General features: G+C 65.9%; 23 protein-coding genes and 1 pseudogene. 7 read left to right on the top strand and 17 right to left on the bottom strand.

Going from position 1 to position 23,627, the window contains the following annotated elements:
* The first annotated feature begins 135 nt into the window (after positions 1-135).
* From B1A78_RS08975 to B1A78_RS08965, 3 genes are all read left to right on the top strand, one after another.
* A complete protein-coding gene (locus B1A78_RS08975; RefSeq protein WP_077146627.1) occupies positions 136-1,218 on the top strand; it encodes a helix-turn-helix transcriptional regulator in 1,083 nt (360 codons plus the stop codon).
* 265 nt (positions 1,219-1,483) lie between these two features.
* A complete protein-coding gene (locus B1A78_RS08970) occupies positions 1,484-1,735 on the top strand; it encodes a hypothetical protein (RefSeq protein ID WP_077146635.1) in 252 nt (83 codons plus the stop codon).
* A gap of 47 nt (positions 1,736-1,782) precedes the next feature.
* On the top strand, positions 1,783-2,535 hold the full coding sequence (locus B1A78_RS08965; protein ID WP_077146626.1) for an alpha/beta fold hydrolase: 753 nt from the start codon (positions 1,783-1,785) through the stop codon (positions 2,533-2,535).
* Here the strand turns inward: B1A78_RS08965 and B1A78_RS08960 are convergent.
* Together B1A78_RS08960 and B1A78_RS08955 are read right to left on the bottom strand one after the other, a co-directional pair.
* The gene (locus B1A78_RS08960; protein ID WP_083733994.1) at positions 2,489-3,523 is read right to left on the bottom strand and encodes an alpha/beta fold hydrolase; all 1,035 of its coding nucleotides are present in this window, start codon (positions 3,521-3,523) and stop codon (positions 2,489-2,491) included. The genes B1A78_RS08965 and B1A78_RS08960 overlap by 47 nt on opposite strands.
* Before the next feature lie 92 nt (positions 3,524-3,615).
* On the bottom strand, positions 3,616-5,004 hold the full coding sequence (locus tag B1A78_RS08955; RefSeq protein WP_077146625.1) for a DEAD/DEAH box helicase: 1,389 nt from the start codon (positions 5,002-5,004) through the stop codon (positions 3,616-3,618).
* A 309-nt stretch (positions 5,005-5,313) separates the two neighbouring features.
* Between B1A78_RS08955 and B1A78_RS08950 the strand changes: the two genes are divergently transcribed.
* Positions 5,314-6,786, top strand: coding sequence for a glycerol kinase (locus B1A78_RS08950; protein ID WP_077146624.1), 1,473 nt, complete (start codon positions 5,314-5,316; stop codon positions 6,784-6,786).
* A 27-nt stretch (positions 6,787-6,813) separates the two neighbouring features.
* On the opposite strand, the gene rpmE is transcribed toward B1A78_RS08950, so the two are convergent.
* The 12 genes from rpmE to rpsB all read right to left on the bottom strand — a co-directional run bounded on the left by rpmE (position 6,814) and on the right by rpsB (position 18,036).
* Entirely contained in the window at positions 6,814-7,041 is a 228-nt protein-coding gene (rpmE, locus tag B1A78_RS08945) for a 50S ribosomal protein L31 (protein ID WP_077146623.1), read from the bottom strand.
* A gap of 113 nt (positions 7,042-7,154) precedes the next feature.
* The gene (gene fabZ, locus B1A78_RS08940; RefSeq protein ID WP_077146622.1) at positions 7,155-7,595 is read right to left on the bottom strand and encodes a 3-hydroxyacyl-ACP dehydratase FabZ; all 441 of its coding nucleotides are present in this window, start codon (positions 7,593-7,595) and stop codon (positions 7,155-7,157) included.
* A 43-nt stretch (positions 7,596-7,638) separates the two neighbouring features.
* Complete coding sequence (locus B1A78_RS08935; RefSeq protein WP_077146621.1) at positions 7,639-8,316, bottom strand: OmpH family outer membrane protein; 678 nt, start codon at positions 8,314-8,316, stop codon at positions 7,639-7,641.
* Entirely contained in the window at positions 8,316-10,994 is a 2,679-nt protein-coding gene (bamA, locus tag B1A78_RS08930; protein WP_077146620.1) for an outer membrane protein assembly factor BamA, read from the bottom strand. The genes B1A78_RS08935 and bamA overlap by 1 nt, the downstream gene beginning before the upstream one ends.
* Positions 10,995-11,065: 71 nt before the next feature.
* Positions 11,066-12,196 (bottom strand): RIP metalloprotease RseP, encoded by a 1,131-nt coding sequence (gene rseP / locus B1A78_RS08925; protein ID WP_077146619.1) that lies wholly within the window; start codon positions 12,194-12,196, stop codon positions 11,066-11,068.
* Entirely contained in the window at positions 12,189-13,352 is a 1,164-nt protein-coding gene (locus B1A78_RS08920) for a 1-deoxy-D-xylulose-5-phosphate reductoisomerase (RefSeq protein ID WP_077146618.1), read from the bottom strand. Before B1A78_RS08920 ends, rseP begins: the two co-directional genes overlap by 8 nt.
* A gap of 1 nt (position 13,353) precedes the next feature.
* Positions 13,354-14,028, bottom strand: a complete 675-nt coding sequence (locus tag B1A78_RS08915; protein ID WP_077146617.1) for a phosphatidate cytidylyltransferase — start codon at positions 14,026-14,028, stop codon at positions 13,354-13,356.
* A gap of 3 nt (positions 14,029-14,031) precedes the next feature.
* Positions 14,032-14,709, bottom strand: coding sequence for a polyprenyl diphosphate synthase (uppS, locus tag B1A78_RS08910; protein ID WP_077146616.1), 678 nt, complete (start codon positions 14,707-14,709; stop codon positions 14,032-14,034).
* Between the two features lie 4 nt (positions 14,710-14,713).
* Positions 14,714-15,268, bottom strand: a complete 555-nt coding sequence (gene frr, locus B1A78_RS08905; RefSeq protein ID WP_077146615.1) for a ribosome recycling factor — start codon at positions 15,266-15,268, stop codon at positions 14,714-14,716.
* 14 nt (positions 15,269-15,282) lie between these two features.
* Positions 15,283-16,014: a UMP kinase gene (pyrH, locus tag B1A78_RS08900; protein ID WP_077146614.1), complete on the bottom strand. Its 732-nt coding sequence runs from the start codon at positions 16,012-16,014 to the stop codon at positions 15,283-15,285.
* Between the two features lie 116 nt (positions 16,015-16,130).
* Positions 16,131-17,057, bottom strand: a complete 927-nt coding sequence (gene tsf / locus B1A78_RS08895; RefSeq protein ID WP_077146613.1) for a translation elongation factor Ts — start codon at positions 17,055-17,057, stop codon at positions 16,131-16,133.
* A gap of 145 nt (positions 17,058-17,202) precedes the next feature.
* Positions 17,203-18,036, bottom strand: a complete 834-nt coding sequence (gene rpsB / locus B1A78_RS08890; protein ID WP_077146612.1) for a 30S ribosomal protein S2 — start codon at positions 18,034-18,036, stop codon at positions 17,203-17,205.
* A gap of 319 nt (positions 18,037-18,355) precedes the next feature.
* Here rpsB and B1A78_RS08885 point away from each other — a divergent pair, with 319 nt between their 5' ends.
* The gene (locus B1A78_RS08885) at positions 18,356-18,616 is read left to right on the top strand and encodes a hypothetical protein (protein WP_077146633.1); all 261 of its coding nucleotides are present in this window, start codon (positions 18,356-18,358) and stop codon (positions 18,614-18,616) included.
* On the opposite strand, the gene B1A78_RS08880 is transcribed toward B1A78_RS08885, so the two are convergent.
* Positions 18,600-19,373 (bottom strand): phosphatidylcholine/phosphatidylserine synthase, encoded by a 774-nt coding sequence (locus B1A78_RS08880; RefSeq protein ID WP_077146611.1) that lies wholly within the window; start codon positions 19,371-19,373, stop codon positions 18,600-18,602. The genes B1A78_RS08885 and B1A78_RS08880 overlap by 17 nt on opposite strands.
* A 1-nt stretch (position 19,374) precedes the next feature.
* Entirely contained in the window at positions 19,375-20,106 is a 732-nt protein-coding gene (locus tag B1A78_RS08875; RefSeq protein ID WP_077146610.1) for a phosphatidylserine decarboxylase, read from the bottom strand.
* Between the two features lie 137 nt (positions 20,107-20,243).
* Here B1A78_RS08875 and B1A78_RS08870 point away from each other — a divergent pair, with 137 nt between their 5' ends.
* Positions 20,244-21,458, top strand: coding sequence for an NADP-dependent isocitrate dehydrogenase (locus tag B1A78_RS08870; RefSeq protein WP_077146609.1), 1,215 nt, complete (start codon positions 20,244-20,246; stop codon positions 21,456-21,458).
* 68 nt (positions 21,459-21,526) lie between these two features.
* Positions 21,527-23,308, top strand: coding sequence for a cation:proton antiporter (locus B1A78_RS08865; protein WP_077146608.1), 1,782 nt, complete (start codon positions 21,527-21,529; stop codon positions 23,306-23,308).
* On the opposite strand, the pseudogene B1A78_RS08860 reads toward B1A78_RS08865, so the two are convergent.
* A pseudogene (locus tag B1A78_RS08860) lies at positions 23,305-23,627 on the bottom strand (insulinase family protein); the annotation flags it as partial. The gene B1A78_RS08865 and the pseudogene B1A78_RS08860 overlap by 4 nt on opposite strands.

The raw sequence follows: 23,627 nt of genomic DNA, 5'->3' as shown, positions 1-23,627 counted from the left end.
CGTCCCGAAGAGGGGCGGCCTTTCTCTTTCGGCGAACGCCGCCGGATTTCCCTCTCCTCGCAGCAACGGTCCTGCTGCACCCTTGCAATTCCTGCCCGAAACCCGACTATGTCGGCAAATCACCGGGGCTGATACATGCAAGACGATCTGATCGACCGCATATACGAATGTTCGGTGGTGCCGGAGGCCTGGCCCGGGGTACTCGACGATGTCGCCCTGCTCGCGCAGTCGACCGGCGGCCTGCTCTTCTCGGCGCGCAAGGCGCTGCACTGGACCGCGTCGGACAGCGTTGCCGACGCGTTCGACGCCTATGTCAACGACGGCTGGTTCGGCAAATGCAGCCGCCGCCTCTGCATCATGGGCCAGGAAGCGCCCTCCTTTTTCGTCGAGCATGATTTCTGGAACGAGGAACAACTAAGCGCCGACCCGGTATACCGCGACTTCTTTCGCCCACGCGGACTTGGCTGGTCGGCGGGAACCGGGCTGCACCTGCCCACCGGCGACAATATCATATTCAGCGTCGAACGCGCCTTCGACGGCGGCCCGATCGAGCCCGAGAATGTCGCGCGGCTCAACAGCATCCGTCCGCACCTCGCGCGCAGCGCGCTGGTCAGCGCGCGGTTGCAACTCAAGCGCGCGCAGGGCGCAACCGAGGCGCTGGCGGCGCTGCAACTGCCCGCCTTCCTGCTAAGCGAAGCGGGAGAGGTCGCGGAAGCGAGCGCGATGACCGATGCGGTCGGCGGCCATATCACCTGGGGCGCGAAGGGGCGACTGCGGCTGAACGACAGGAGCGCCGACACGATATTGACCGACGCGCTGACGGGGCTGGCACGGGACGCCGAGGGGCCGGTGCGCTCCTTCCCGATCCGCGGTGCGTCGGGCCTGCCCGAGCTGGTGGCCCATATCGTGCCGGTGCGGCGCAGCGCGCACGACGTCTTCGGCGACAGCTATGCCCTGATGCTGCTGGTCCCGGTGGCGTCCGAACGCGCACCGTCGGCGACCCTGATGCGCTCGCTGTTCGACCTGACCCCTTCGGAGGCACGCGTCGCCAAAGGCATCGCCGGCGGCGAGACGCCCGAGGCGATTGCCGCCGATGGCGATGTCGCGATCAGCACGGTGCGCAGCCAGCTGAGCCGCATACTCGAAAAGACCGGCTGCGCGCGGCAGGCCGACCTCGCCTCGCTGCTCGCGCGGATCGCTGTCACCACGCCGAACTAGCGGAAAATTCGTGCCATCCTTCATATGAAGGATGCCGCTGCCGCCGCCGCGATCGATAAGACCGCAACTGCCGGCCCTTCTGCGACCCTGGGCTGTCAGTCAGCGGCACCCTTGCAGCGATGCAGGGGTGCCGCTTTCCGTTTGCGCCGAACGGACTCGATCAGCCCTTCCCGCCGCTGTCGGGTTAATTTACAATTTACCATAAACTCGGCGCGCCGAATCCCCGATTTGCGCCGCTGGCACGGCTCTTGCTGAGGCTATGGTGATGCTCAAAAAAATCGGACGCCTGTTCGTCATCAAGACCAAGTTCGAGGCCTGCCTCATCATCTATGCGCTCGGTGTCGGCGCGATGGCGCGCGGGATGATCTATATCCACGAATATCCCGGACTCGGCGGCAAGCTGCTGCTTGCGGCGTGCAGCGGGTCGGTGTTCCTCGCGGGCGCGAAGATTTTCGACTGCCTGCGCTATGAGCAGGCGGCCAGATTGGCGACGACGACCGCCGATCAGCCGGGCTGACGCGCGCGGACTTTCGCCCGTCGCCAAAAAATGCCAAGGCTGGGCCGATGAGCAGGATCAGCGGTTCCCCCGATATCAGCATGGAACATGCCTATGGGCTGACGCTGCGCGTGGCGCGCTGGCGCGTCGGCCGGGGCGAAACCCCGTTGCTGTTCCTCAACGGTATCGGCGCCGATATCGCCGCCGCCGCGCCGCTGCTCGCGCAGATGCACGGGCGCGAAGTGTGGACGCTCGACATGCCGGGCGTCGGCGGCTCGCCCGACGCGCTGCTGCCCTATGGCGCACCGACGATGGCGGCGATCCTCGTCGAGATCGCCGGACGCCTCGGCCATGAACGGTTCGACCTCGCGGGGTTCAGCTGGGGCGGCGCGCTCGCGCAGCAGGTCGCGGTGCAATTCCCGAGCCGCGTGCGGCGGCTGGTGTTGATGGCGACGACCCCGACGGTGTCCGCACCGGGGATCGGCTGGGCGGCGCTGCTCGACGACGACATGCTCGCAAGCGGGCTCAAGCTGCCGACCGCAACCCCGCTCGGCCTCGCTTACCAGAGCATGGCGATGGCGGGCTGGACGAGTGCGGCGCTACTGCCGACGCTGAAGCATATGCCGACTTTGGTGCTGATGGGCGCGCAGGACGGCGTCGTCCCCGCGTGCCATGGCGAGATGATCGCAGAGTTGATCGACGGCGCCGTGCTCGAGGTGGTGCCGGGATCGCACCTCTTCCCCTTTACCCATGCGGCGGTGATCGCGGCGCGGATCAGCGACTTTCTGGACGCGCCGGCGGGGCGGCAAGCCGCCGCTTGAGGAAGTCGGCGATCGCCGCGGCGGTTTCGCCGGGCGCTTCCTCCATCGGCAGATGGCCGATGCCATCGAGAAGTACGACCTCGGACCCGGCAATGCGTTCGTGGAAGGTCTGCGCCGCCGTCGCGTTGATCAGCCGGTCCTGCTTGCCGAACAGGATCAAGGTCGGCGTCTTAATCTCGCCGACGCGCGCCGCCATCGCGGGTTCGCGGTCCATCCGCGCGCGCAGCACCGTCGCCTCGCGATTGCCCGGAAAGCGCAGCAACTCCCAATAGCGGTCGATCATCGCGTCGTCGACGATCGCCTGCTTCTCGACCGAACCGCGCAGCGATTCCTCGACCAGCGAGCGGGGGGTGATCTGCGTCGCGAGCCAGCGGCCAAAGCCATATTCGAGAACGCGAAAGCCAATGTTCGATTCGGGCCTTTTTTCGCCCTTGCGCAGCGGCATGCCGGCAGCGTCGAGCAGCAGCAGTGCGTCGACGCGCCCGGGATGGTCGAGCGCGTAGCGCCAGGCGACCCAGCCGCCCATCGAATTGCCGCCGAGGATGAAATGATCGAGTTCGAGCTTCGCCGCGACGACGTCGACCGCCGCCATCATGCCGCCGGCGCTATAATCCTTGTCGGCGGTGCCGCCGGTCAGGCCGTGGCCGGGCAGGTCGAGCGTGATGATGCGGTAATCGCCACCCAGCCGCTTCACCAGCGGCTCCCACGTCTGGAGGCTGGCGTTCGACCCGTGGAGCAGGACAATTGCCGGCCCGTCGCGCTTGCCCTGATCGCGATAGTGGATGCGCTGCCCGGCGGGACCCGCGACAAAAGCGGCATCGGGGCCGCCATATTTGGCAATCATCGCGTCGCGGTCGGTGTCGGCGGTGCGCAGCACGAAGAAAGCGACGACGATCGCCAGGACCAGCCCGAGCGGGATCAGCACGCGCTTGCGGCGCATCATATGGCGGCGCGGCGGCGGCGCCTCATAATCATCGTCTTCGATCATCGCGGTCCCTCACCCTGACCCGCAACGACCCTAACGTGCCGGAGGCCGCCGTCAATGCGCCGAACGACCGGCGCATCGACGGCGGCACAGGATCAGCCCTGGACGCGCTTTACCGCGCCCTTGTGCGCGCCGACGCTCTTGTTGCGCGGACGAAAGCGGCGCTTGCGCTGGCCTTCCGCGGCCTCGCCGGGAGCGCCGTCGCGGCGCGGGCCGCGCTCGCCCTGCGGTTTGCCCGCGCCGCCATTGCGGCCGCGCATCGCGTCCTGACGCTGGCGATTGGGGTCGCGGCCCTTGCTGCCGGTGTCGCGCGGCGGCTGTGCCGGCTTGGGCAGGTTGCGCACCAGCTCGTTGAAATTCTCGGGCAGCGGCATCGGAGCGGACTTCGACCGGGTGACGCGCTCGATATCGCGCATGTACGGACGCTCATCGGGCGCGATAAAGCTGATCGCCTTGCCCTCCGCCCCGGCGCGCGCGGTGCGGCCGATGCGGTGGACATATTGTTCGGGCACGTTCGGGATCTCGAAATTGATCACGTGCGACACGCCAGACACGTCGATACCGCGCGCGGCGATGTCGGTCGCGACGAGCAGCTTGATCTCGCCCGAGCGGAAGGCCTGCAGCGCGTGGGTGCGCTGCGACTGGCTCTTGTTGCCATGGATCGCCATCGCCTTGATGCCCGCACCCGCAAGGTGACGCACGACGCGGTCGGCGCCATGCTTGGTGCGGGTGAAGATCAGCGCGCGGTCGATATCTTCGCTGGCGATGACCGAATGGAGCAGCGCCTGCTTTTCCTTCTGCTCGACGAAGGTCGAGAACTGGCTGATCTTTTCGACCGTCGTCGCCGCCGGCGTCACCGACACCGTGACCGGATCCTCGAGGAACTGTTCGGCGAGGTGCGCGATTTCCTTGGGCATCGTCGCCGAGAAGAAGAGGTTCTGGCGGCGCGAGGGCAGCAGCTTGGCGATGCGGCGCAGCGAGTGGATGAAACCCATGTCCATCATCTGGTCGGCTTCGTCGAGGACGAAGATCTCGACATCGTCGAGGCGCAACGCGCGCTGGTCGATCAGGTCGAGCAGGCGGCCCGGGGTGGCGACGAGGATTTCGACGCCCTGCGCGAGGTCGCGGATCTGCTTGTTGATCGGCACGCCGCCGAAGACGGTCGAGACGCGCAACTTGGTGAAGCGGCCATAGTCGCGACAGCTCTGCGCGATCTGCGCCGCGAGTTCGCGCGTCGGCGCGAGCACGAGCATGCGGCAGCTGCGCGGGTTGGTCTTGTGCGGATAGGTGATCAGGTGGTGGATCGAGGGCAGCGAAAAGCCTGCGGTCTTGCCGGTGCCGGTCTGCGCGATGCCGCACAGGTCGCGACCCTTCATCAGCGGCGGGATCGCCTGCGTCTGGATCGGGGTCGGGGTGGTGTAATCCTTGGCGGCAAGCGCACGGTTGATGTCGGCGTGCAGGCCAAAGTCGTTAAAAGTCGTCATGTTCTACTCACAATGGGCGACGCGCACAGCGTCCGCTCGCATCGAACGGACGGCGCACGGCCGCGGGTTCGAAACGACCCGCGTGAAAGGGTGCCTCTGGGGACAAAGCGCCGGTCCGGCTCGTCCCGCGCCTGAAATCGGGCGGGAAAATCACGCTGCCGGTGGTTGCGGCGGGGGAACCCGCCATGCTGCGCTGCACAACATATGGCACAGCTGCCGCAATTTTGCAAGGCGACTACGAATGTTCCTGTCGCGCGCCTTGCCGCTGCTCGCCTTTTTCTGCATCAAAAGCCAAAGAGGGAGAGCGTCATGGCCGAAAAGATCATCGTTATCGACGAAGGGACGACGTCGACGCGGACGATGCTTTTTGCCGCCGACGGCACTCCGCTAGGCAGCGCGCAGCGCGAGTTCCGCCAATATTATCCGGGACCCGGCCTCGTCGAGCATGACGCCGCGGAAATCTGGGAAGCAACGCTCGCCTGCACCCGCGCCATGGTCGAAGAAGCCGGCGGCGCCGCCGAAATCGCAACAATCGGCATCACCAACCAGCGCGAGACCGTGGTCTTCTGGGACCGCACGACCGGCGAACCGCTCGCCCCCGCGATCGTGTGGCAGGATCGCCGCTCGGCGGCCGACTGCGCGGCGCTGAAGGAGGCTGGCCATGAGGATTATGCCCAGGCGAAGTCGGGCCTGCTGCTCGACCCCTATTTTTCGGGAACGAAGATCGGCTGGGCGCTCAGACATTGGCCGCAACTGCGCGAAGCGGGCGACCGGCTCGCGGTCGGCACGGTCGAATCCTACCTCGTCTATCGCCTGACCGGCGGCGTCCATGTCAGCGACGCGAGCAACGCGTCGCGCACGCTTTTGATGGACATCAACGGCAAGGGAGGCTGGGACGAGCAATTGTGCGACCTGCTTGGCGTGCCGATGGGCCTGCTCCCAGAGATTGTCGGCTGCACCACCACCGTCGGTACAACCGACCCCGCGCTGTTCGGCGCCCCGATCCCGATCTGCGGCATGGCGGGCGACCAGCAGGCCGCGACGATCGGGCAGGCCTGCCTCGCCCCCGGACAGACCAAAGCGACTTTCGGCACCGGCGCGTTCATCCTGTCGGCGAGCGGCACCACGCGTCCGCAATCGGCGAACCGCTTGCTCACGACGATCTTGGCGCAGGAAGGCGACGTGCGCTCCTACGCCCTCGAGGGATCGGTGTTCGTCGCCGGCAGCCTGATCAAATGGCTGCGCGACGGGCTGCGGCTGCTCGCCAATGCCGCCGAGAGCGAAGGGCTGGCGCGGTCGGTGGCCGACAATGGCGGGGTTTATCTGGTCCCCGCGCTCGCCGGGCTCGGCGCGCCGCACTGGCGGCCCGATGCGCTCGCGGCGCTGTCGGGGCTCAATTTCGCAACGACCAAGGCGCATGTCGCGCGCGCGGCGCTCGAGGCGCAGGCCTATCAGGCCTATGACCTCAAATCGGCCTTCGCCGCCGACGGGGTCGACTGGGCCGATTTGCGCATCGACGGCGGCATGGCGGCGAACGACTGGATGGCGCAGGACCTCGCCGACATGCTCGACCTCACCGTCGAGCGCCCCGATTTCGTCGAGAGCACCGCGCTCGGCGCCGCGATGCTCGCCGCGACCGGCGCGGGCCTCTACCCCGACCTCGCGAGCGCCGCAGCGGCAATGCGCGGCACCGCGACGCGCTTCACCCCCGCGATCGACCCCGCAAAACGCAAAACGCGCCTTGCCGGCTGGCAAAGCGCGCTTGCAAAAGTTCTGGGCTGAAGTCCCCGGGGCCGCAGCCCCGAAGGATTAGCGCTTGAGCGACAGGCCGCCGAAACGCTTGTTGAACTTCGCGACCTGGCCGCCCGCATCGAGCAGACGTCCGGTGCCGCCGGTCCAGGCCGGGTGCGCGGTGGGATCGATTTCGAGCGTCATCACGTCGCCCTCTTTGCCCCAGGTCGAGCGGGTCTGATATTCGGTGCCATCGGTCATCTTGACCGTGATCATGTGATAGTCGGGATGAATGTCGTTCTTCATTTCTAAGCTCCTGCGCCGCTGGTTACCGACCAGCGGCTGAGTCGATGCATTCCCCGCCGGGGACCGCGAAGCGGTGGCCCCTAACGGCGAAAGCCTGATTTTGCAAGTCCTGGTTAGTCGCTCGGCGGGTCGGCGATCATCGCGGTGAACTGGCATTCGGTCGCCAGCTGGTCACCCAGCATCGCCTTGCCTTCGAACTTGCAGATGTTGCGTTTCGCCTGGAGGATCGTGACATGGAGGTCGAGCAGGCAGCCGGGTTCGACCGGCTTTCTGAACTTCACCCCGTCGATCCCCATGAAATAGACGAGCTTGCCGGTCCCGGCGAGGCCGAGCGATTCGATCGCCAGCACGCCGCCCGCCTGCGCCAGCGCCTCGACGATGAGGACGCCGGGCATGATCGGCCGGCCGGGGAAATGGCCCTGGAAGAAAGGCTCGTTCATCGTCACCGCCTTGACCGCGTGGATCGAGGTGTCGGGCACCATCGAAACCACCCGGTCGACGAGCAGCATCGGATAACGATGCGGCAGCAGCGTCAGGATCCGGCGGATGTCCACCGGGCCGCGGGCGCCGTCCGAAATTTCCCCGTCCGCCACGATCTTAGCGGGTCGTCGGCGCGCTGCCGGTCGGCGCCGGGGCGGCCGGAGCGGCCGGTGCAGCGCCCTGCGCGGCCCGCGCGGCGTTCTGCAGCAGCTGGCCCGGACGGTAACCCGCAGGAGCGGCGATCGACACCGTGGGAACGAGACGGTTGATTTCCGCCACGACGGCGGCGGTGATGTCGGCGTTGTTCTCGCGCGCGATCACGGCTTCCGGCGAGAGCAGCAGATCGACCTTGCGCGCGGTCATGGCGGCCTTGACGGCCTCGTTCAGGCGCAGCTGAACCTGTTCCTGCGCATAGGATGCCGCGATCTCCACGGGCTCGCCGATCTTGGAGAGTTCGACATTCGCAGCCTGACGCTTGTCCTGTACCGCCTTGGCCGCGGCCTGCAGCGCGGTCTGGTTCTGGGGCGTCTTTTTCGACTCTTCATTGAGTTTCGCGACAAGGACGTTGAGTTCGGCCTGCAGCGTCTGCTCGCGCGTTTCCTGCTGATCGAGCTGCGCCTTGTAGGTTGTCTGGATCTGCTGTCCGGCGGCCTGCATCGCGCTCGACTGACGGATGGCCCCTTCGAGGTCGGCGACGGCAATCGACTTGGCCTGTGCCAGAGCCGGAGCGGCCATCATGGGCGAGACCGACAGCGTGGCGATCGCCAGTGCCGATGCGACGAGAATTTTCTTCATTAGAATTGGGTTCCTACGTTGAATGAGAAGCGTTTGGTGTCATCGCCCTCTTCTTTGCGAAGGGCGTAAGCGAAGTCGATCCGGAAGGGACCGAAAGGAGAGTTCCAGTTGACGCCGGCGCCGATCGAGACACGCGGCATCCAGGTGTCGCCGAAGAAGCGTTCCTCGAAAGGCGACAGGTTCGACGTCGTGCCCTCGGGACAGGTGGTGAACTGCGTGCCGGCGGCCGCGTCGGCCGCGCGTGTCGCGAAACTCTGCGTCCCCGTCGTCGAGTTGCGGCACAGGTTCTTGGTGAAGCCGTCGGCGGGATCGAGGAAGTCGCCGAGCGTGGTCAGGTCGGGACGGCGAACGCCGAACACCGACCCGACGTCGAGGAACACCGAAGGACGGAGCCCCAGTTCCTTGGCGCCGCTGCCCAGCGGAATATCGACCTCGACACGGGCCTGATAATAAGCGCGACCGCCGAGGGCGTCGTCGACCTGATTGTTGCGGTTGGCAAGGCTGGTGTCGAGCACCGGCGCCGCCGGATCATAATTGGCCGGAAGCCCGAAGCGGATGACGCGCGGGCCGACGCCGCGGATGTCGAAACCGCGCATCTGCGGTTCGCCGAGGAAGAAACGGTCGGTCAGGCGGACCTTGTCGCTGGTCGGGGTCGGCGGCGAACCGAAGGCATAGATATACCCGCCTTCACCCGAGATATTGAGGATGAAACGGCTGCCGAGGTTGAAGTGTTTCGACCCGTTCAGTCGCGTACGAACATATTTGACGTCGCCGCCGAGACCCGCGAAATCCTGGCTGACCGACATCGCCTGACCGCGCGTCGGGCGGATGCGGTTGTCGCGATCGTCATAGGCGAGCGTGAAGCCGAGCAACGAGGTCGTGCGCTTGCCGATCGCGTCGCAGAGGTAACGGCCGGCGACCAAGGGATCGCAATCGTCGCCGAAATAATAGAGCGTCCTGTCGAGCGTGACGTCGTCGAAGTTGAGGCTGTAACGCCCGAACGCCGACAGATATTCGGTCAGCGGCACGCCGACGGTGACCTGCGCACCGGTGGTGATCTGCTGAAAGGTCGTCTGGCGGTCGTTGTTGATGAAGTTGAACGAATTGAGGTCGCGGCGATAGACGCTGCCGCCGATCGAGATGTTGCGGTCGAACAGATAGGGCTCAGTGAAACCCAGTTCGATCGACTTCGAATAGCTCGAATAATTGACCGACGCCTGCAACTGCTGGCCGAGGCCGCGGAAGTTGCGCTGGCGGACCGAGGCCTGGAGCAGGAAATTCTCGATCGACGAGAAACCCGCCGACAACGACAGTTCGCCGGTCGGCTTTTCCTCGACATTGGTTTCGAGGATGATGCGGTCGGGCGCGCTGCCTTCCTTGCGCTCGATCTCCAGATTTTCCTGGAAATAGCCCAGGCTGTTGATGCGGTTCTCGGTGCGCTTGACGCCAAAGCTGTTGAAGGCGTCGCCTTCGTTGAGGCGAAATTCGCGGCGGACGACCTTGTCCTGCGTCAGCGTATTGCCGTTGACGTCGATGCGCTCCACGTAAGTACGCGGGCTCTCGGCGACGTTGAACGTGATGTCCATCGTCCGCGTTTCGGGGTCGCGGCGGAACTCGGGATTGATGTCGGCAAAGGCATAGCCGAACAGGCCGGCGGTCTCGCTCAGGCTTTCGACCGTGTCCTCGACCGCCTTGGCGTCGTACCAATCGCCTTCCTTCATCGGCAGCAGCGTCTTGAGCGTTTCGGGACGGAAATCGCGCAATTCGCTTTCGACGTCGACCTTGCCGAATTTATAGCGTTCGCCTTCCTCGACCACATAGGTGATGATGAAGTCCTGCTTATTGCTCGTCAGCTCGGCGACCGCCGAAATGACGCGGAAGTCGGCATAGCCGTTCGACAGGTAGAAAAGGCGCAGCTTCTGCTGGTCATAGGCAAGGCGGTCGGGATCGTAGCTCGTGTTCGACGACAGAATCGTCATCAGGCTCGATTGCTTGGTCGCCATCTCGTCCTTGAGGTCGCCGTCGCTGAACTTCTCGTTGCCGATGATGTTGATCTGGCGGACCTTCGACTTCGGTCCCTCGTTGATCTCGAACACGACATCGACGCGATTCTGGTCGAGCTGCACCATCTTGGGCTCGACGGTCGCGGCAAAACGGCCCTGGCGCTTGTAGAGTTCGATGATGCGCGCGACGTCGGCACGCACTTTCGAGCGGGTGAAGATCTGGCGCGGCGACAGCTTGATCTCGGGCCGGATCTTGTCTTCCTTGAGGCGCTTGTTGCCCTCCAGAATCACGCGGTTGATCACCGGGTTTTCGACCACCTGGATCGTCAGCGCGCCATTGTCGTCGCTGATCTGGAAATCCTTGAACAATTCGGTCGCGGCGAGGTCCTTGAGCGCCTGGTCGAGCATCGCGCGGTCATAGGTCTGGCCGACGCGCAGCCGCAGATAGGACAGGATCGTCTGCGCCTCGAGCCGCTGGTTGCCGTTGACGGTGATCGATCGGATCGTCGCCGCGGTCGGCGCGGCCTCGGACGAGGGCGCGGGAACCGTCGGGGCCGGCACGGCCGGAGGCTGCACCGCCTGCGCGAACGCCGGACCCGCCAGCATCGTACCCGCAAGGAGGAGCGTCGCCAGCTGCGTCCGCGCCGAAAATTTGTGTGAAGCCACGCTGTTCATCCCGCAAAAATAACTCAAAACCGACGACCCCGCTTGCCCACGGGTTGGCGCGCACTCCTGCACCAGTCCGCCTATCCAATCAAGCGCGCGATCCCGTCCCACAGCCCGAATGAGCCCAAATCGTTGAAAGTCACGACCAGCATGAGCGTCACGATCGCCGCAAAGCCGAAACGGAACGCCCATTCCTGCGCCACCGCGGGGGCCGGACGCCGCCGGACCGCCTCATATGCGTAGAAAGCCAGATGTCCTCCATCGAGCATCGGCAATGGCAACAGGTTGATGAACCCCAGATTGATGGAGACGAAGGCGATGAAGTAGATCAGCGCCTCGGGCCCCAGGCTCGCCATCTCGCCCGACTGCTTGGCGATGCGCAGCGGTCCGCCCATTTCCTTGACCGAGCGCTGGCCGGTCAGGAACTGGCCGAGGATATTGCCCGTCATGCGCACCAGGCCCCAGGTCTGCACCCCTGCATCCTTCACCGCAGCCAGCGGCCCGACGGGGGCGAATATCTGACCTGCGGGCAGGATGCCGATGATCGCGCGTTCGGACTTGTTGCCGAAAGGATCGGTTTCAGAGACGATACGCGGCCGCAAGGTCAGGTCGAAGCGGTCGCTACCGCGCTCGATTTCGAGATGCGCAGGCTTGCCGAGGTCGTATCCGACCGCCATGCGGATATCGTCGAATTTCTCCATGGCGCGGCCGTTGATCGCGACGATGCGGTCGCCGACCTGCAGCTTCGCCTCGGCCGCCGCGCTCTTCGGCGCGATATCGCCGATCACCGGCGGCGTCTGCGGCGCGCCATAGGCCATGAAGAAGCCCGCAAAGATCAGGATCGCGAAGAGGAAATTGGTGACCGGCCCCGCGGCGACGATCAGCGCGCGCTTCCAAACCGGCTGGGCCGGAAAAGTGTGGCTACGCTCGCCATCGGGCAATTTCTGCCAGTCGGCGTCGGGCTGGCTGACCGCGTCGCGGTCGCCCGCGAACTGGACATAGCCGCCGAGCGGCAGCCAGCCGATCTTCCATTCGGTACCGCGCTTGTCGGTCCAGCCGAGGATCTTGCGCCCGAAGCCGATCGAAAAGGTGTCGGCCTTCACCCCGCACCAGCGACCGACGATATAATGGCCATATTCGTGAACGAATACGAGCGGGCCGAGCACCGCGAGGAAGGCGACGAAATAGAGCCAGAACGGCACATTAGGCATGTTCGAATTGTTCCACAAACTGCTGGGCGGCCGCGCGCGATGACGCGTCGACGCTGAATATGTCCTGAAGCCCGGTCGGCGCCGCCGGCGCCGCGGCATCGAGCACGCGGTTGACGGTGTCGACGATAGCCGGGAACGAAATCCGCCCGGCGAGGAAAGCGGCGACCGCAACCTCGTTCGCGGCGTTGAGCTGCGCCGGGCGCGCGCCACCTTCGGCGATGGCGGCGCGGCACAAGGCTGTCGCGGGGAAACGTGTCTCGTCGGGTGCCTCGAAATCGAGCCGCGCGATCGTCGCAAGGTCGAGCGGCGCGCACGGAGTCGCCATGCGATCGGGCCACGCGAGTGCGCTCGCGATCGGGATTCGCATATCGGGCGAGCCGAGCTGCGCGAGCGTTGAGCAGTCGATATATTCGACGAGGCTGTGGATCACCGATTGCGGATGGACGAGGATTTCGATGCGGTCGAGCCCGACCGGGAACAGATGATGCGCCTCGATCAGTTCGAGGCCCTTGTTCATCATCGTCGCCGAATCGACGCTGATCTTGGCGCCCATCGACCAATTGGGATGCGCGACCGCCTGCGCCGGGGTCACGCGCGCCATGTCGGCGGCGCTCATCGTGCGGAACGGCCCGCCACTGGCGGTCAGGATGATGCGGCGCACCTGGTCGATCCGGCCGCCCGCAAGGCACTGGAAGATCGCATTATGCTCGCTGTCAACCGGCAGGATCGCCGCGCCTGAGGCACGCGACGCCGCAGTCATCAGTTCGCCGGCCGAGACGAGCGCCTCCTTGTTGGCGAGCGCGACCGGTGTTCCCGCCTCAAGCGCCGCCATCGTCGGGGCGAGCCCGGCGCAGCCGACGATCGCCGCCATGACAAGGTCCGCGGGTTGCCGCGACGCCGCGACGAGCGCGTCGGCACCGGCGGCCACCTCGATCCCGGTCCCGGCGAGCGCATCGGCAAGGTCGGCGTAGCGCGTCTCGTCGGCGATCACCGCAATGTCGGGGCGAAATTCGCGGGCAAGCCTCGCCAGTTCGGCGACGTCGCTGTTCGCGGTGAGGGCCGCGACCTGCCAGCTCTCGCCGTCACGGCGCACGAGATCGAGGGTCGATTGCCCGACCGATCCCGTCGCACCGAACAGCGAGAGACGGCGCGTCATCTCAGTGGACCGTGCGCACGATCAGCTCGCCGGCAAAGGCGAGCCCGCCGAGGATCAACGCAACCGGCAGCAGCCCGTCAACGCGGTCGAACACGCCGCCATGCCCGGGGATCAGCTTGCCCGAATCCTTGACCCCGGCGCGGCGTTTCATCCAGCTCTGGCCGAGATCGCCGAGCTGCGCGAGCAGGCCCATGACGAGGCCGATCCACAAAGGCACGCCGATGATGCCCGCGCGGTCGCCGAGCGTCGCGCCGACGACGAGCGCCGCGATCATGCCGCCGACCAGCCCCGACCAGGTCTTCGACGGGCTGATCGTGGGCGCCAGCCGCGCGCCGCCAAAGGCGCGCCCGGCGAAATAGGCCCCGATGTCGGTCGCCCATACCATCGCGAACACCCACAGCGCGGCGGTCATGCCGAGCGTATCGCGGATGAACCACAGGCCGCCGACCGCACCGATCGTCACGATGGGGCCGAGCGCCATGAGCGCCCCCTTCGTACTGCCCGACAGCGTCATCGCGCGAACCAGCGCGAACCATTCGACGAGCAGCAGCGCCGCGCCGACGAGCAGCAGCAGCGCAAAGGCGATGCCGCCGAACCACAAGGCCGCACCGGCAATCGCGACCAGCACGATCGCCGATCCCACGCGTACCATCAGGTCCGATTTGGCAGCCGCCATTGCTTAAAGTCCCCCATAACGGCGTTCGCGCCGTCCAAATTGATCGAGCGCCGCCTGCAAGTCGGCGGGTTTGAAATCCGGCCAAAGCTTGTCGGTGAAATAAAGCTCGGCATAGGCCGACTGCCACAGCAGGAAGTTCGACAGCCGCACCTCGCCCGAGGTGCGGATCAAGAGGTCGAGCGGCGGCATGTCGGCGGTGTCGAGATGCGCCTCGATCGCCTCGGCGGTGATCGCGCCCTCGGTCGCGGCAGCGGTCGCCGCGCGCACCAGTTCGTCCTGCGCGCCGTAATTGAGCGCGACCGCCAGCGTCGTCCGCTTGTTGCCTGCGGTGCGTTCGAGCGCATTGTCGATCAGCGCGACGACGTCGGGCGCGAGCGCGCGCCAATTGCCGATCACCTTCAGCTTCACGTCATTGGCGGCAAATTCGTCGAGGTCGGAGAGGATGAAACGCTTCATCAGCCCCATCAGGTCGGAAACCTCCTCCTCGGGCCGTTTCCAATTCTCCGACGAAAAGGCGTAGAGCGTCAGCGCCTCCAGCCCCATGTCGCCCGCCGCGCGCACGATCGTGCGCACCGCCTCGACCCCGGCCTTGTGCCCGGCGACGCGCGGCAGCAGCCGCTTCTTCGCCCAGCGGCCGTTGCCATCCATGATGATCGCGACGTGGCGCGCACCCTGGCCCATAGGTTTAGCCCAGGATTTCCTTTTCCTTGGCGCTCGCGGCGGCGTCGAGTTCGGCGATCGTCGCGTCGGTCAGCTTCTGCACCTCGGCTTCGTGACGCTTGCGCTCGTCCTCGCTGATTTCCTTCTTGTTCTCGTCCTGCTTCAGATTGTCCATGCCGTCGCGGCGGACGTTGCGGACCGCAACGCGCGCCTTTTCGGCGTACTGACCCGCGAGCTTCGACAGCTCCTTGCGGCGCTCCTGCGTCATTTCGGGGATCGGCAGGCGCAAGGTCTGGCCGTCGACGATCGGGTTGAGGCCGAGGCCGGCCGAGCGGATAGCCTTGTCGACCGGGCCGACGTTCGACTTGTCCCACACCTGCACCGACAGCATGCGCGGTTCGGGCGCGCTGACCGAGGCGACCTGGTTGAGCGGCATATGGCTGCCATAGACCTCGACCGTCACCGGATCGAGCAGCGCGGTGTGCGCGCGCCCGGTGCGCAGCCCGCCAAGATCGCCCTTCAGCGATTCGACCGCACCGTGCATGCGACGCTCGAGATCGGCCTTGTCATATTTCGGCATAGTCAGTTCCTCTCTTATGCGTTTCCGGCGGCGTCGCTGACGACGGTCGAGACACCCTCGCCCGCCAGCACGCGGGCCAGATTGCCCTCTTCGCGAATGTTGAACACCACGATCGGGATATGATTGTCGCGGCACAGCGCGACCGCGCTGGCGTCCATCACCTTCAGATTGTCGGCGAGCACGCGGTCGTAGCCGAGCGTATCATAGCGGACCGCGTTCTTATCCTTCTTGGGGTCGGCGTTATAGACGCCGTCGACGCTGGTGCCTTTCAGCAGCGCGTCGCACTTCATCTCGGCGGCACGCAGCGCGGCGCCGCTGTCGGTGGTGAAATAAGGCGCGCCGACGCCAGCGGCGAAGATCACGACGCGGCCCTTCTCCAGATGGCGTTCGGCGCGGCGGCGGATCACCGGCTCGCACACCTTGTCCATCTCGATCGCCGACTGGACGCGCGTCTGGACGCCAAGCTGCTCGAGCGCATTCTGCATCGCGAGCGCGTTCATCACGGTCGCCAGCATGCCCATATAATCGGCCTGCGCACGGTCCATGCCCTTGGCGGCGCCCGCCATGCCGCGGAAGATGTTCCCGCCGCCGATGACGAGGCAGATTTCCAGCCCGCTGTCCTTGGCCGCCTTGACCTCGGCCGCCATGCTCGCAACCGTTTCGGGGTCGATGCCGAAGGGGGTCGACCCCATCAGCGCCTCGCCCGACAGCTTGAGCAATATGCGTTTCATGCCGGGCAATGCCATGTCGGGGGGAACCTCTTGCTTCTTCCAAATAAGCGAATGGCGCGCACCCTAGAGCGGGCACGCGCCATTGCCAAGCGGACTGCCGCGCCGGGGCGCGGCAATCCCGCAGTCTCTAATCAGACGCCGGCGACCGCCGCGACTTCCGCCGCGAAATCGCTTTCTTCCTTCTCGATGCCTTCGCCGAGCTGGAAGCGGGTGAAACCCTTGAGCGTGATCGTCGCACCGACGTCCTTGCCGGCGGCGGCGACGACTTCGGCGACCGGGGTCTTGCCGTCCATCACGAACAGCTGCGACAGCAGCGCGTTTTCCTTGCGGAACTTGGCGATGCCGCCGTCGACCATCTTGGCGACGATGTCGGCGGGCTTGCCCGACTGAGCGGCCTTTTCTTCGGCGATCGCGCGTTCGCGGGCGACGAGGTCGGCGTCGAGGTCGTCGCCGTTCAGCGCCAGCGGGTTGGCGGCGGCGACGTGCATCGCCAGCTGCTTGCCGAGGGGTTCGAGAACGTCGGCGCCGGCGGTCGATTCGAGCGCGACGAGCACGCCGATCTTGCCCATGCCGGGTGCAGCCGCGTTGTGGACATAGGCGGTGACGACGCCCGAGTTCACCGACATGATCGCCGAGCGACGCAGCGACTGGTTTTCACCGATCGTCGCGATGTTCTGCGTCAGCGCTTCGCCGACGGTGCCGCCGGTCGGATAGGCCGCAGCGGCCAGCGCGTCGATGTCGGTCAGGCTGCCGGCGAGCGCCACATTGGTGACGTCGCGGACGAAGCCCTGGAACTGTTCGTTCTTGGCGACGAAGTCGGTTTCGCTGTTCACTTCGACCATCGCACCGCGGGTGCCGTCGGTGGCAACGCCGACCAGGCCTTCGGCAGCGACGCGGCCGGCCTTCTTGGCGGCGGCGGCAAGGCCCTTGGTACGCAGCCAGTCGATCGACGCTTCGATGTCGCCGCCATTTTCGGCCAGCGCCTTCTTGCAGTCCATCATGCCGGCGCCGGTGCGGTCGCGCAGTTCCTTGACGAGGGAGGCCGTGATCTCAGCCATGAGTGATCCTTTCCTTTGGGGGCAGGCCGTCTCTCCGGCCTGCGTGCCGCCCGCGCGCATGGCGGGGCGATAAGTCAAAACGATGACCGGGACGACGAGCGGACTGTCAGCAGCCCGCGCGCCGTCCCGTCATCCGAACAAACGCTTAGGCGTCGCTCTGGCGTTCGGTTTCGGCGGCCGCTTCGGCCGGAACCTGTTCGTCTTCGGTCACCGGAGCGGCGGCCTCTTCGACGAGCACGGGCTCGGCGACGGGGTTCACCGCGGCGCCCAGGTCTTCGCCGCGATCGGCGCGAGCCTGCTGGCCGCCACGGGTCGCTGCCTGGGCAACCGCATCGCAATAGAGGCGGATCGCGCGGGCGGCGTCATCGTTCGCCGGAACCGGGAAGGCGATGCCGTCGGGCGAGACGTTCGAGTCGAGGATCGCGACGACGGGGATGCCAAGGACATTGGCTTCCTTGATCGCCAGTTCTTCCTTGTTCGCGTCGATCACGAACATCACGTCGGGAATGCCGCCCATGTCGCGGATGCCGCCGAGGCTGAGCTCGAGCTTGTCGCGTTCGCGGGTCTTGTTGAGCACTTCCTTCTTGGTCAGGCCCGAGGTGTCGCCCGAAAGCTGCTCTTCGAGCGCCTTGAGGCGCTTGATCGAACCCGAGATCGTCTTCCAGTTGGTGAGCATGCCACCCAGCCAGCGGTGGTTGACGAAATGCTGGCCCGAAGCGCGGGCCGCATCGGCGATCGGACCCTGCGCCTGGCGCTTGGTGCCGACGAACAGCACCTTGCCGCCCGAGGCCGCCGACGACGCGACGAATTCGAGAGCACGCGCAAAGAGCGGCACGGTCTGCGACAGGTCGAGGATGTGGATGCCGTTGCGCGCGCCGAAGATATACGGCTTCATGCGCGGGTTCCAACGGTGGGTCTGGTGGCCGAAGTGGGCGCCAGCTTCGATAAGATTCTGCATCGTGACGACAGGTGCCGCCATGGTCTTTCTCCTTCCGGTTGGTCCTCTGGAAAGCAAGAACCGAGGTCCGCAAGCGGATGACCCGGCACCGGTTTATGTGCGCCTTCCATGTGGAATGGGCGGGCCGTTAGCCGCAGCCGCCAGCAAAAGCAAGGCCCGAGGGGCGCTTTTCGTCGCATCACGACACCGCCTTCGCGCGGGGACGGATTCATCCCGGCGACAAAATGACTCCATTCGTCGCAAAACGCTTGAGAACAAAACAGGAACATGGAACGAAAGGCGTAACGAAGCCGTCGTCCACGAACATGGTTTCGCACAAAGAAACCGGAAGGACAAGATGATGGTTCAGGTTGCTGCCGCTCTCCTTTTCGCCATTGCCGCCGGGCTCGGCGTCACCGTCATCCTCGCGATGCTCCGGAACAACGAGACGGCGATTCTCTCGGCGCTCTTTGGCGAAGGCGCTTTCCCGCTCGCGAACGCGCCGCAGCCCGGACCCGCCGACAAGGTAGTGACGCTGCGCCGGTCGGAACGGCGCCACGAAGCACCGCGCCCGGTTCGCACCGACCTTACGGTCCGCCCGCTGCTCAGCCGCGCCGCTTGATCCGCGCATAGCTCGCGATGCCGAAGGGCAGCAGCGTCAGATAGACCGCGCATACTCCGAGCAGGGTCCACCAGGGCGCGGTCACCAGCGCCGCGCCGAAGAGTCCTACGCCCGCCAGCGCGAACAGCCGCCACGAGCGGCGCAGGCGGAACGACGACCAGCTGTAGGTCGGGATCGCCGAGATCATCAGCATCGCGACGCCGAGTGCCCAGGGCATGACGAGATACCATTGGCGGAACAGATCGTCGCCCGTCACCAGCCACAGATAGACCGGGACGAACGACAGCCCTGCCCCGGCGGGCGCCGGAATGCCGGTCATGAACCCCGCCGACTTGTGCGGCTGGAAATCGGCATCCATGCGCGAATTGAAGCGCGCGAGGCGCAGCGCGCAGCACACCGCGAGCGCCAGCGCTGCGGTCCAGCCGAACTTCGGCGCATATTGCAGCGACCAGAGAAACAGGATCATCGCCGGCGACACGCCGAAGGCGATGACGTCGGACAGCGAATCGAGCTCGGCGCCGAACTTGCTCTGCGCGCGCAGCAGCCGTGCGATGCGGCCGTCCATGCCGTCGAGCACGCCCGCGACGATGATCATCGTGATCGCCGCCGCCCATTCGCCGTCGATGCCGAAACGGACGCCGGTCAGACCCGAACAGAGCGCGAGAATGGTGATCGCATTGGGCGCGAAGGCGCGCAGCGGGATCCCCCCGATGCGGCGCCGGTCGGCGTCCGCCGGGCTCTGCTCGGGGTCGGCCATCTTATTGCCCGATGCCGTCGAGAAGGTCGGCGGTGCCGATGCGCGCAATCACCGTCTCGCCCGCCAGCGTGCGCTGGCCGAGCAGGACCTGCGGCAACGTACCCTGCGGCAGATAGACGTCGACGCGGCTGCCGAAGCGGATCAGCCCGACGCGCTGGCCGGTCAAGACATCCTGCCCCATGCTGACGAAGGGCAGGATGCGCCGCGCAACCAGCCCGGCGATCTGGGTGAACCCGATGCGCACCCCGTCGGCGCGCTCGACGACGAAATGCTGGCGCTCATTCTCCTCGCTCGCCTTGTCGAGGTCGGCGTTGAGGAATTTCCCGGGGATATAGACGATCTTGCGCAGCGTACCAGCGATCGGCGTGCGGTTGATATGGACGTCGAAGACGCTCATGAAAATCGACACGCGCAGCATCGGCGCATCGCCCAAGCCGTCGGCCCCGGCGATCTCGGGCGGCGGCGCGACTTCGGCGATCTGGGTGATCAGCCCGTCGGCGGGCGCGATGATGACATCGGTGCCGGTCGGGGTGACGCGCACCGGGTCGCGAAAAAAGGCCGCGACCCAAGCGGTGATGCCGAGCATCAGCCAGCCGGCGATTTCCCAGCCGAGCAGCCAGAAACAGAGGGTGACGATGGCGGCGATCAGGACGAATTTGCGTCCTTCGGGATGGATCGACGGCCATTGCCATTTGATACCGCCACCGGGGCGGTTGGAAGAGATGGAAGACATGGGCGCTTCTTCTAAGGTCGGGATTTCCTACTGACAACGGAATAAGCCCGCTTCGGGTTCCTGTCAGGGCAGTTGAACATTCGCACGGCTTTGCCTAAGGCCCCTGCAACTCGACTCCCCAAGGAAAAGGCACGCATATGGGCAAGATCAAGGTAGCAAACCCGGTCGTCGAACTCGACGGCGACGAAATGACGCGGATCATCTGGCAGTGGATCCGCGAACGCCTGATCCTCCCTTATCTCGACGTCGACCTTCATTATTACGACCTCGGCATCGAGGAACGCGACCGCACCGACGACAAGATCACCGTCGAGGCCGCGAACGCGATCAAGAAATATGGCGTCGGCGTGAAATGCGCGACGATCACCCCCGACGAAGCCCGCGTCGAGGAATTCGGCCTCAAGAAGATGTGGAAGTCGCCGAACGGCACGATCCGCAACATCCTCGGCGGCGTCGTGTTCCGCGAACCGATCGTGATGAAGAACGTCCCGCGCCTCGTTCCCGGCTGGACCGATCCGATCGTCGTCGGCCGTCACGCCTTCGGCGACCAGTATAAGGCAACCGACTTCCGCGTCCCCGGCCCCGGCAAGCTGCGCCTCGTGTTCGAGGGCGAGGACGGCACGCTCATCGACGAGGAAGTGTTCCAGTTCCCGTCGGCGGGCGTCGCGATGGGCATGTACAACCTCGACGATTCGATCCGCGACTTCGCGCGTGCCAGCCTGAACTATGGCCTCGCCCGCGAATGGCCGGTGTATCTGTCGACCAAGAACACGATCCTCAAGGCCTATGACGGCCGCTTCAAGGACCTGTTCGAAGAAGTGTTCCAGGCCGAATTCAAGACGAAGTTCGACGCGATCGGCATCGTCTACGAACATCGCCTGATCGACGACATGGTCGCCTCGGCGCTCAAGTGGAGCGGCAAGTTCGTGTGGGCGTGCAAGAATTACGACGGCGACGTCCAGTCGGACACCGTCGCGCAGGGCTTCGGCTCGCTCGGCCTGATGACCAGCGTGCTGATGACCCCCGACGGCCAGACCGTCGAGTCCGAAGCGGCGCACGGCACCGTCACCCGCCACTATCGCATGCACCAGCAGGGCAAGGCGACCTCGACCAACCCGATCGCCTCGATCTTCGCCTGGACCGGCGGCCTCAAGCATCGCGGCAAGCTCGACGACAATGCGGCGCTGGTGAAGTTCGCCGACGACCTCGAAAAGGTCTGCGTCGCCACCGTCGAAAGCGGCAAGATGACCAAGGATCTCGCGCTGCTCATCGGTCCCGACCAGAACTGGCTGACCACCGAAGGCTTTTTCGAGGCGATCGTCGAAAATCTCGACGCCAAGATGGGCGGCTGACAAAACAAGCAAAAAGCTTGAGATAGCTATCTAGCCAAGGGGGGCCGGCCTGCATAAGGTCGGCCCCTATGGTATCGGAAAGCGAAACTTCGGCCATCGGCAACGCGCTGGTGGTCCTCGGCGCCGCAGGCGTCGTCATTCCCGCCTTCGCGCGATTCAAAATTTCGCCGGTGATCGGCTTCATCCTCGTCGGGCTGCTCGTCGGCCCCTCGGGGCTCGGCGCGCTTGCCGGTGATTATCCGTGGCTCAAACATGTCACCATCGCCTCGACCGAGGATATCGCGCTGTTCGGCGAACTCGGCATCGTGCTCCTGCTCTTCTCGATCGGGCTCGAACTGTCATTCCGCCGCCTGTGGCAACTTCGCAAGCTGGTGTTCGGGATCGGCGCCGCCGAACTGTTCGTTGCGGGCGCGATCCTCGGAACCGCGCTGTTGGTCTTCGGCAATCACTCGACCGCCGCCGCCTATGGCCTCGGCATCGCACTTGCCCTCTCCTCCACGGCACTGGTGCTGCCGATCGCCGGCACCAAGTCGGCGGTCGGGCGCGCCAGTTTCTCGATGCTGTTGTTCGAGGATCTCGCGCTCGTCCCGATCATCTTCATCCTCGCCGCGCTGTCTCCCACCGCATCGGGCGACAGCGCCGAACTCTTGTTCACGACGCTGTGGCAAGGCGCAGCGGTGGTCGCCGCGCTCGCGATCGGCGGCTGGTTCCTGCTGCCGCGCATCTTCGCGCAGGCCGCGCGCGCCAAGGATCCCGAGTTGTTCCTCGCCGCCAGCCTGCTCGTCGTCATCGTCGCCGCGCTCGCGACCGCAGCGGTCGGGCTGTCGCCGATCGTCGGCGCGCTGCTCGCCGGCCTGATGATCGCCGAGACCGAATATCATGAAGAGGTCGAATCGATCACCGCGCCGTTCAAAGGGCTGGCGCTCGGGGTCTTCCTGATCAGCGTCGGCATGGGGCTCAATCTCAAGACGATCGCCGCGCAATGGCCCTCGCTGATCGCTGCGGTGATCGGCGTCGTGCTGGTCAAGGCGATCGTCACCGCGGCGCTGCTGCGCTTCTCGGGTGCCGCGCGGCGGGGCACCGCCGCCGAGGTGGGGCTGCTGATGGCCAGCCCGTCCGAAACCACCTTGATCGTGCTCGCCACCGCGCTGCAGGCGCAGCTCATCAGCCGCTCGACCGCCGAATTCTGGCAGATCGTGACCGCGATCGGGCTGACCATCACCCCGCTGCTCGCGCGCATCGGCCACGATATCGCACGCCGGATCGAAATGCGCAGCGGCGAGACGCAGGCCGACGAAACGCCTGAGGGCCGCACCGTCGTCGTCGGCTTCGGCCGCGTCGGGCGCACCGTTGCCGAACTGCTGCGCGATCATGATCGTCCCTATGTGGCGGTCGATGCCGACATCGACACCGTCGCGGCGGCGCGGCGCGACGGCTTCGCCGTCCGCTTCGCCGACGTTGCCCGCCCGGGCAGCCTCGACAAGCTGGGGGTCGAAACCGCCAATGCGATCGTTCTGACGATGGACGACCCGGTGCAGCAGCTGCGCATGACACGCCAGCTGAAACAGAAATATCCGGACCTGCCGGTGATCAGCCGCGCGCGCGACGCCGACCATGCCGCCGCGCTCTATCGCGCCGGTGCGAACGACGCGGTGCCCGAAACGCTCGAGAGCTCGCTGCAACTTGCCGAAGCGGTGCTGATCGACCTCGGCGTCGCGATGGGTCCGGTGATCGCCTCGATCCACGACGTGCGCGCCAAGATGCGGCGCGAGATCATGACCAAGGGCGACCTCGACCAGGAACCGCGGATTCGCAAGGTCCGCGCGCGGCGCGGCGACGAACCCGCCTAGTTGCCGCCGCCGGCGGCGGTGCTTCCCTGCGCCGAGGCCTCGGCCAGCGTCATCCCCGTCGGCAGGATCGCCAGCGACCATTGCTTGTCGGGGGTGAGGTAGAGCCGCGCCAGCCGCTGGATGTCGGCGGCGGTGACCGCGCCGATATCATCCTCCATCGACATCGCGGCGGCGGCGACGCGCGGGTCGCGGGTCGCGCCTTCGAGCAGGTACATCCAGAAGACATTGCCCGTCGACGCGCGCGCCACCTGTTCGCGGATCGGCCCGGCGTTGCGCGCCAGTTCGTCGGCGGTCACCGGATTGGCGGCCAGGTCGGCGG

It is taken from the genome of Sphingopyxis sp. KK2, assembly GCF_001990265.1.
Classification (GTDB): Bacteria; Pseudomonadota; Alphaproteobacteria; order Sphingomonadales; family Sphingomonadaceae; genus Sphingopyxis.
This window is presented reverse-complemented; position numbering and strand designations above follow the sequence as displayed.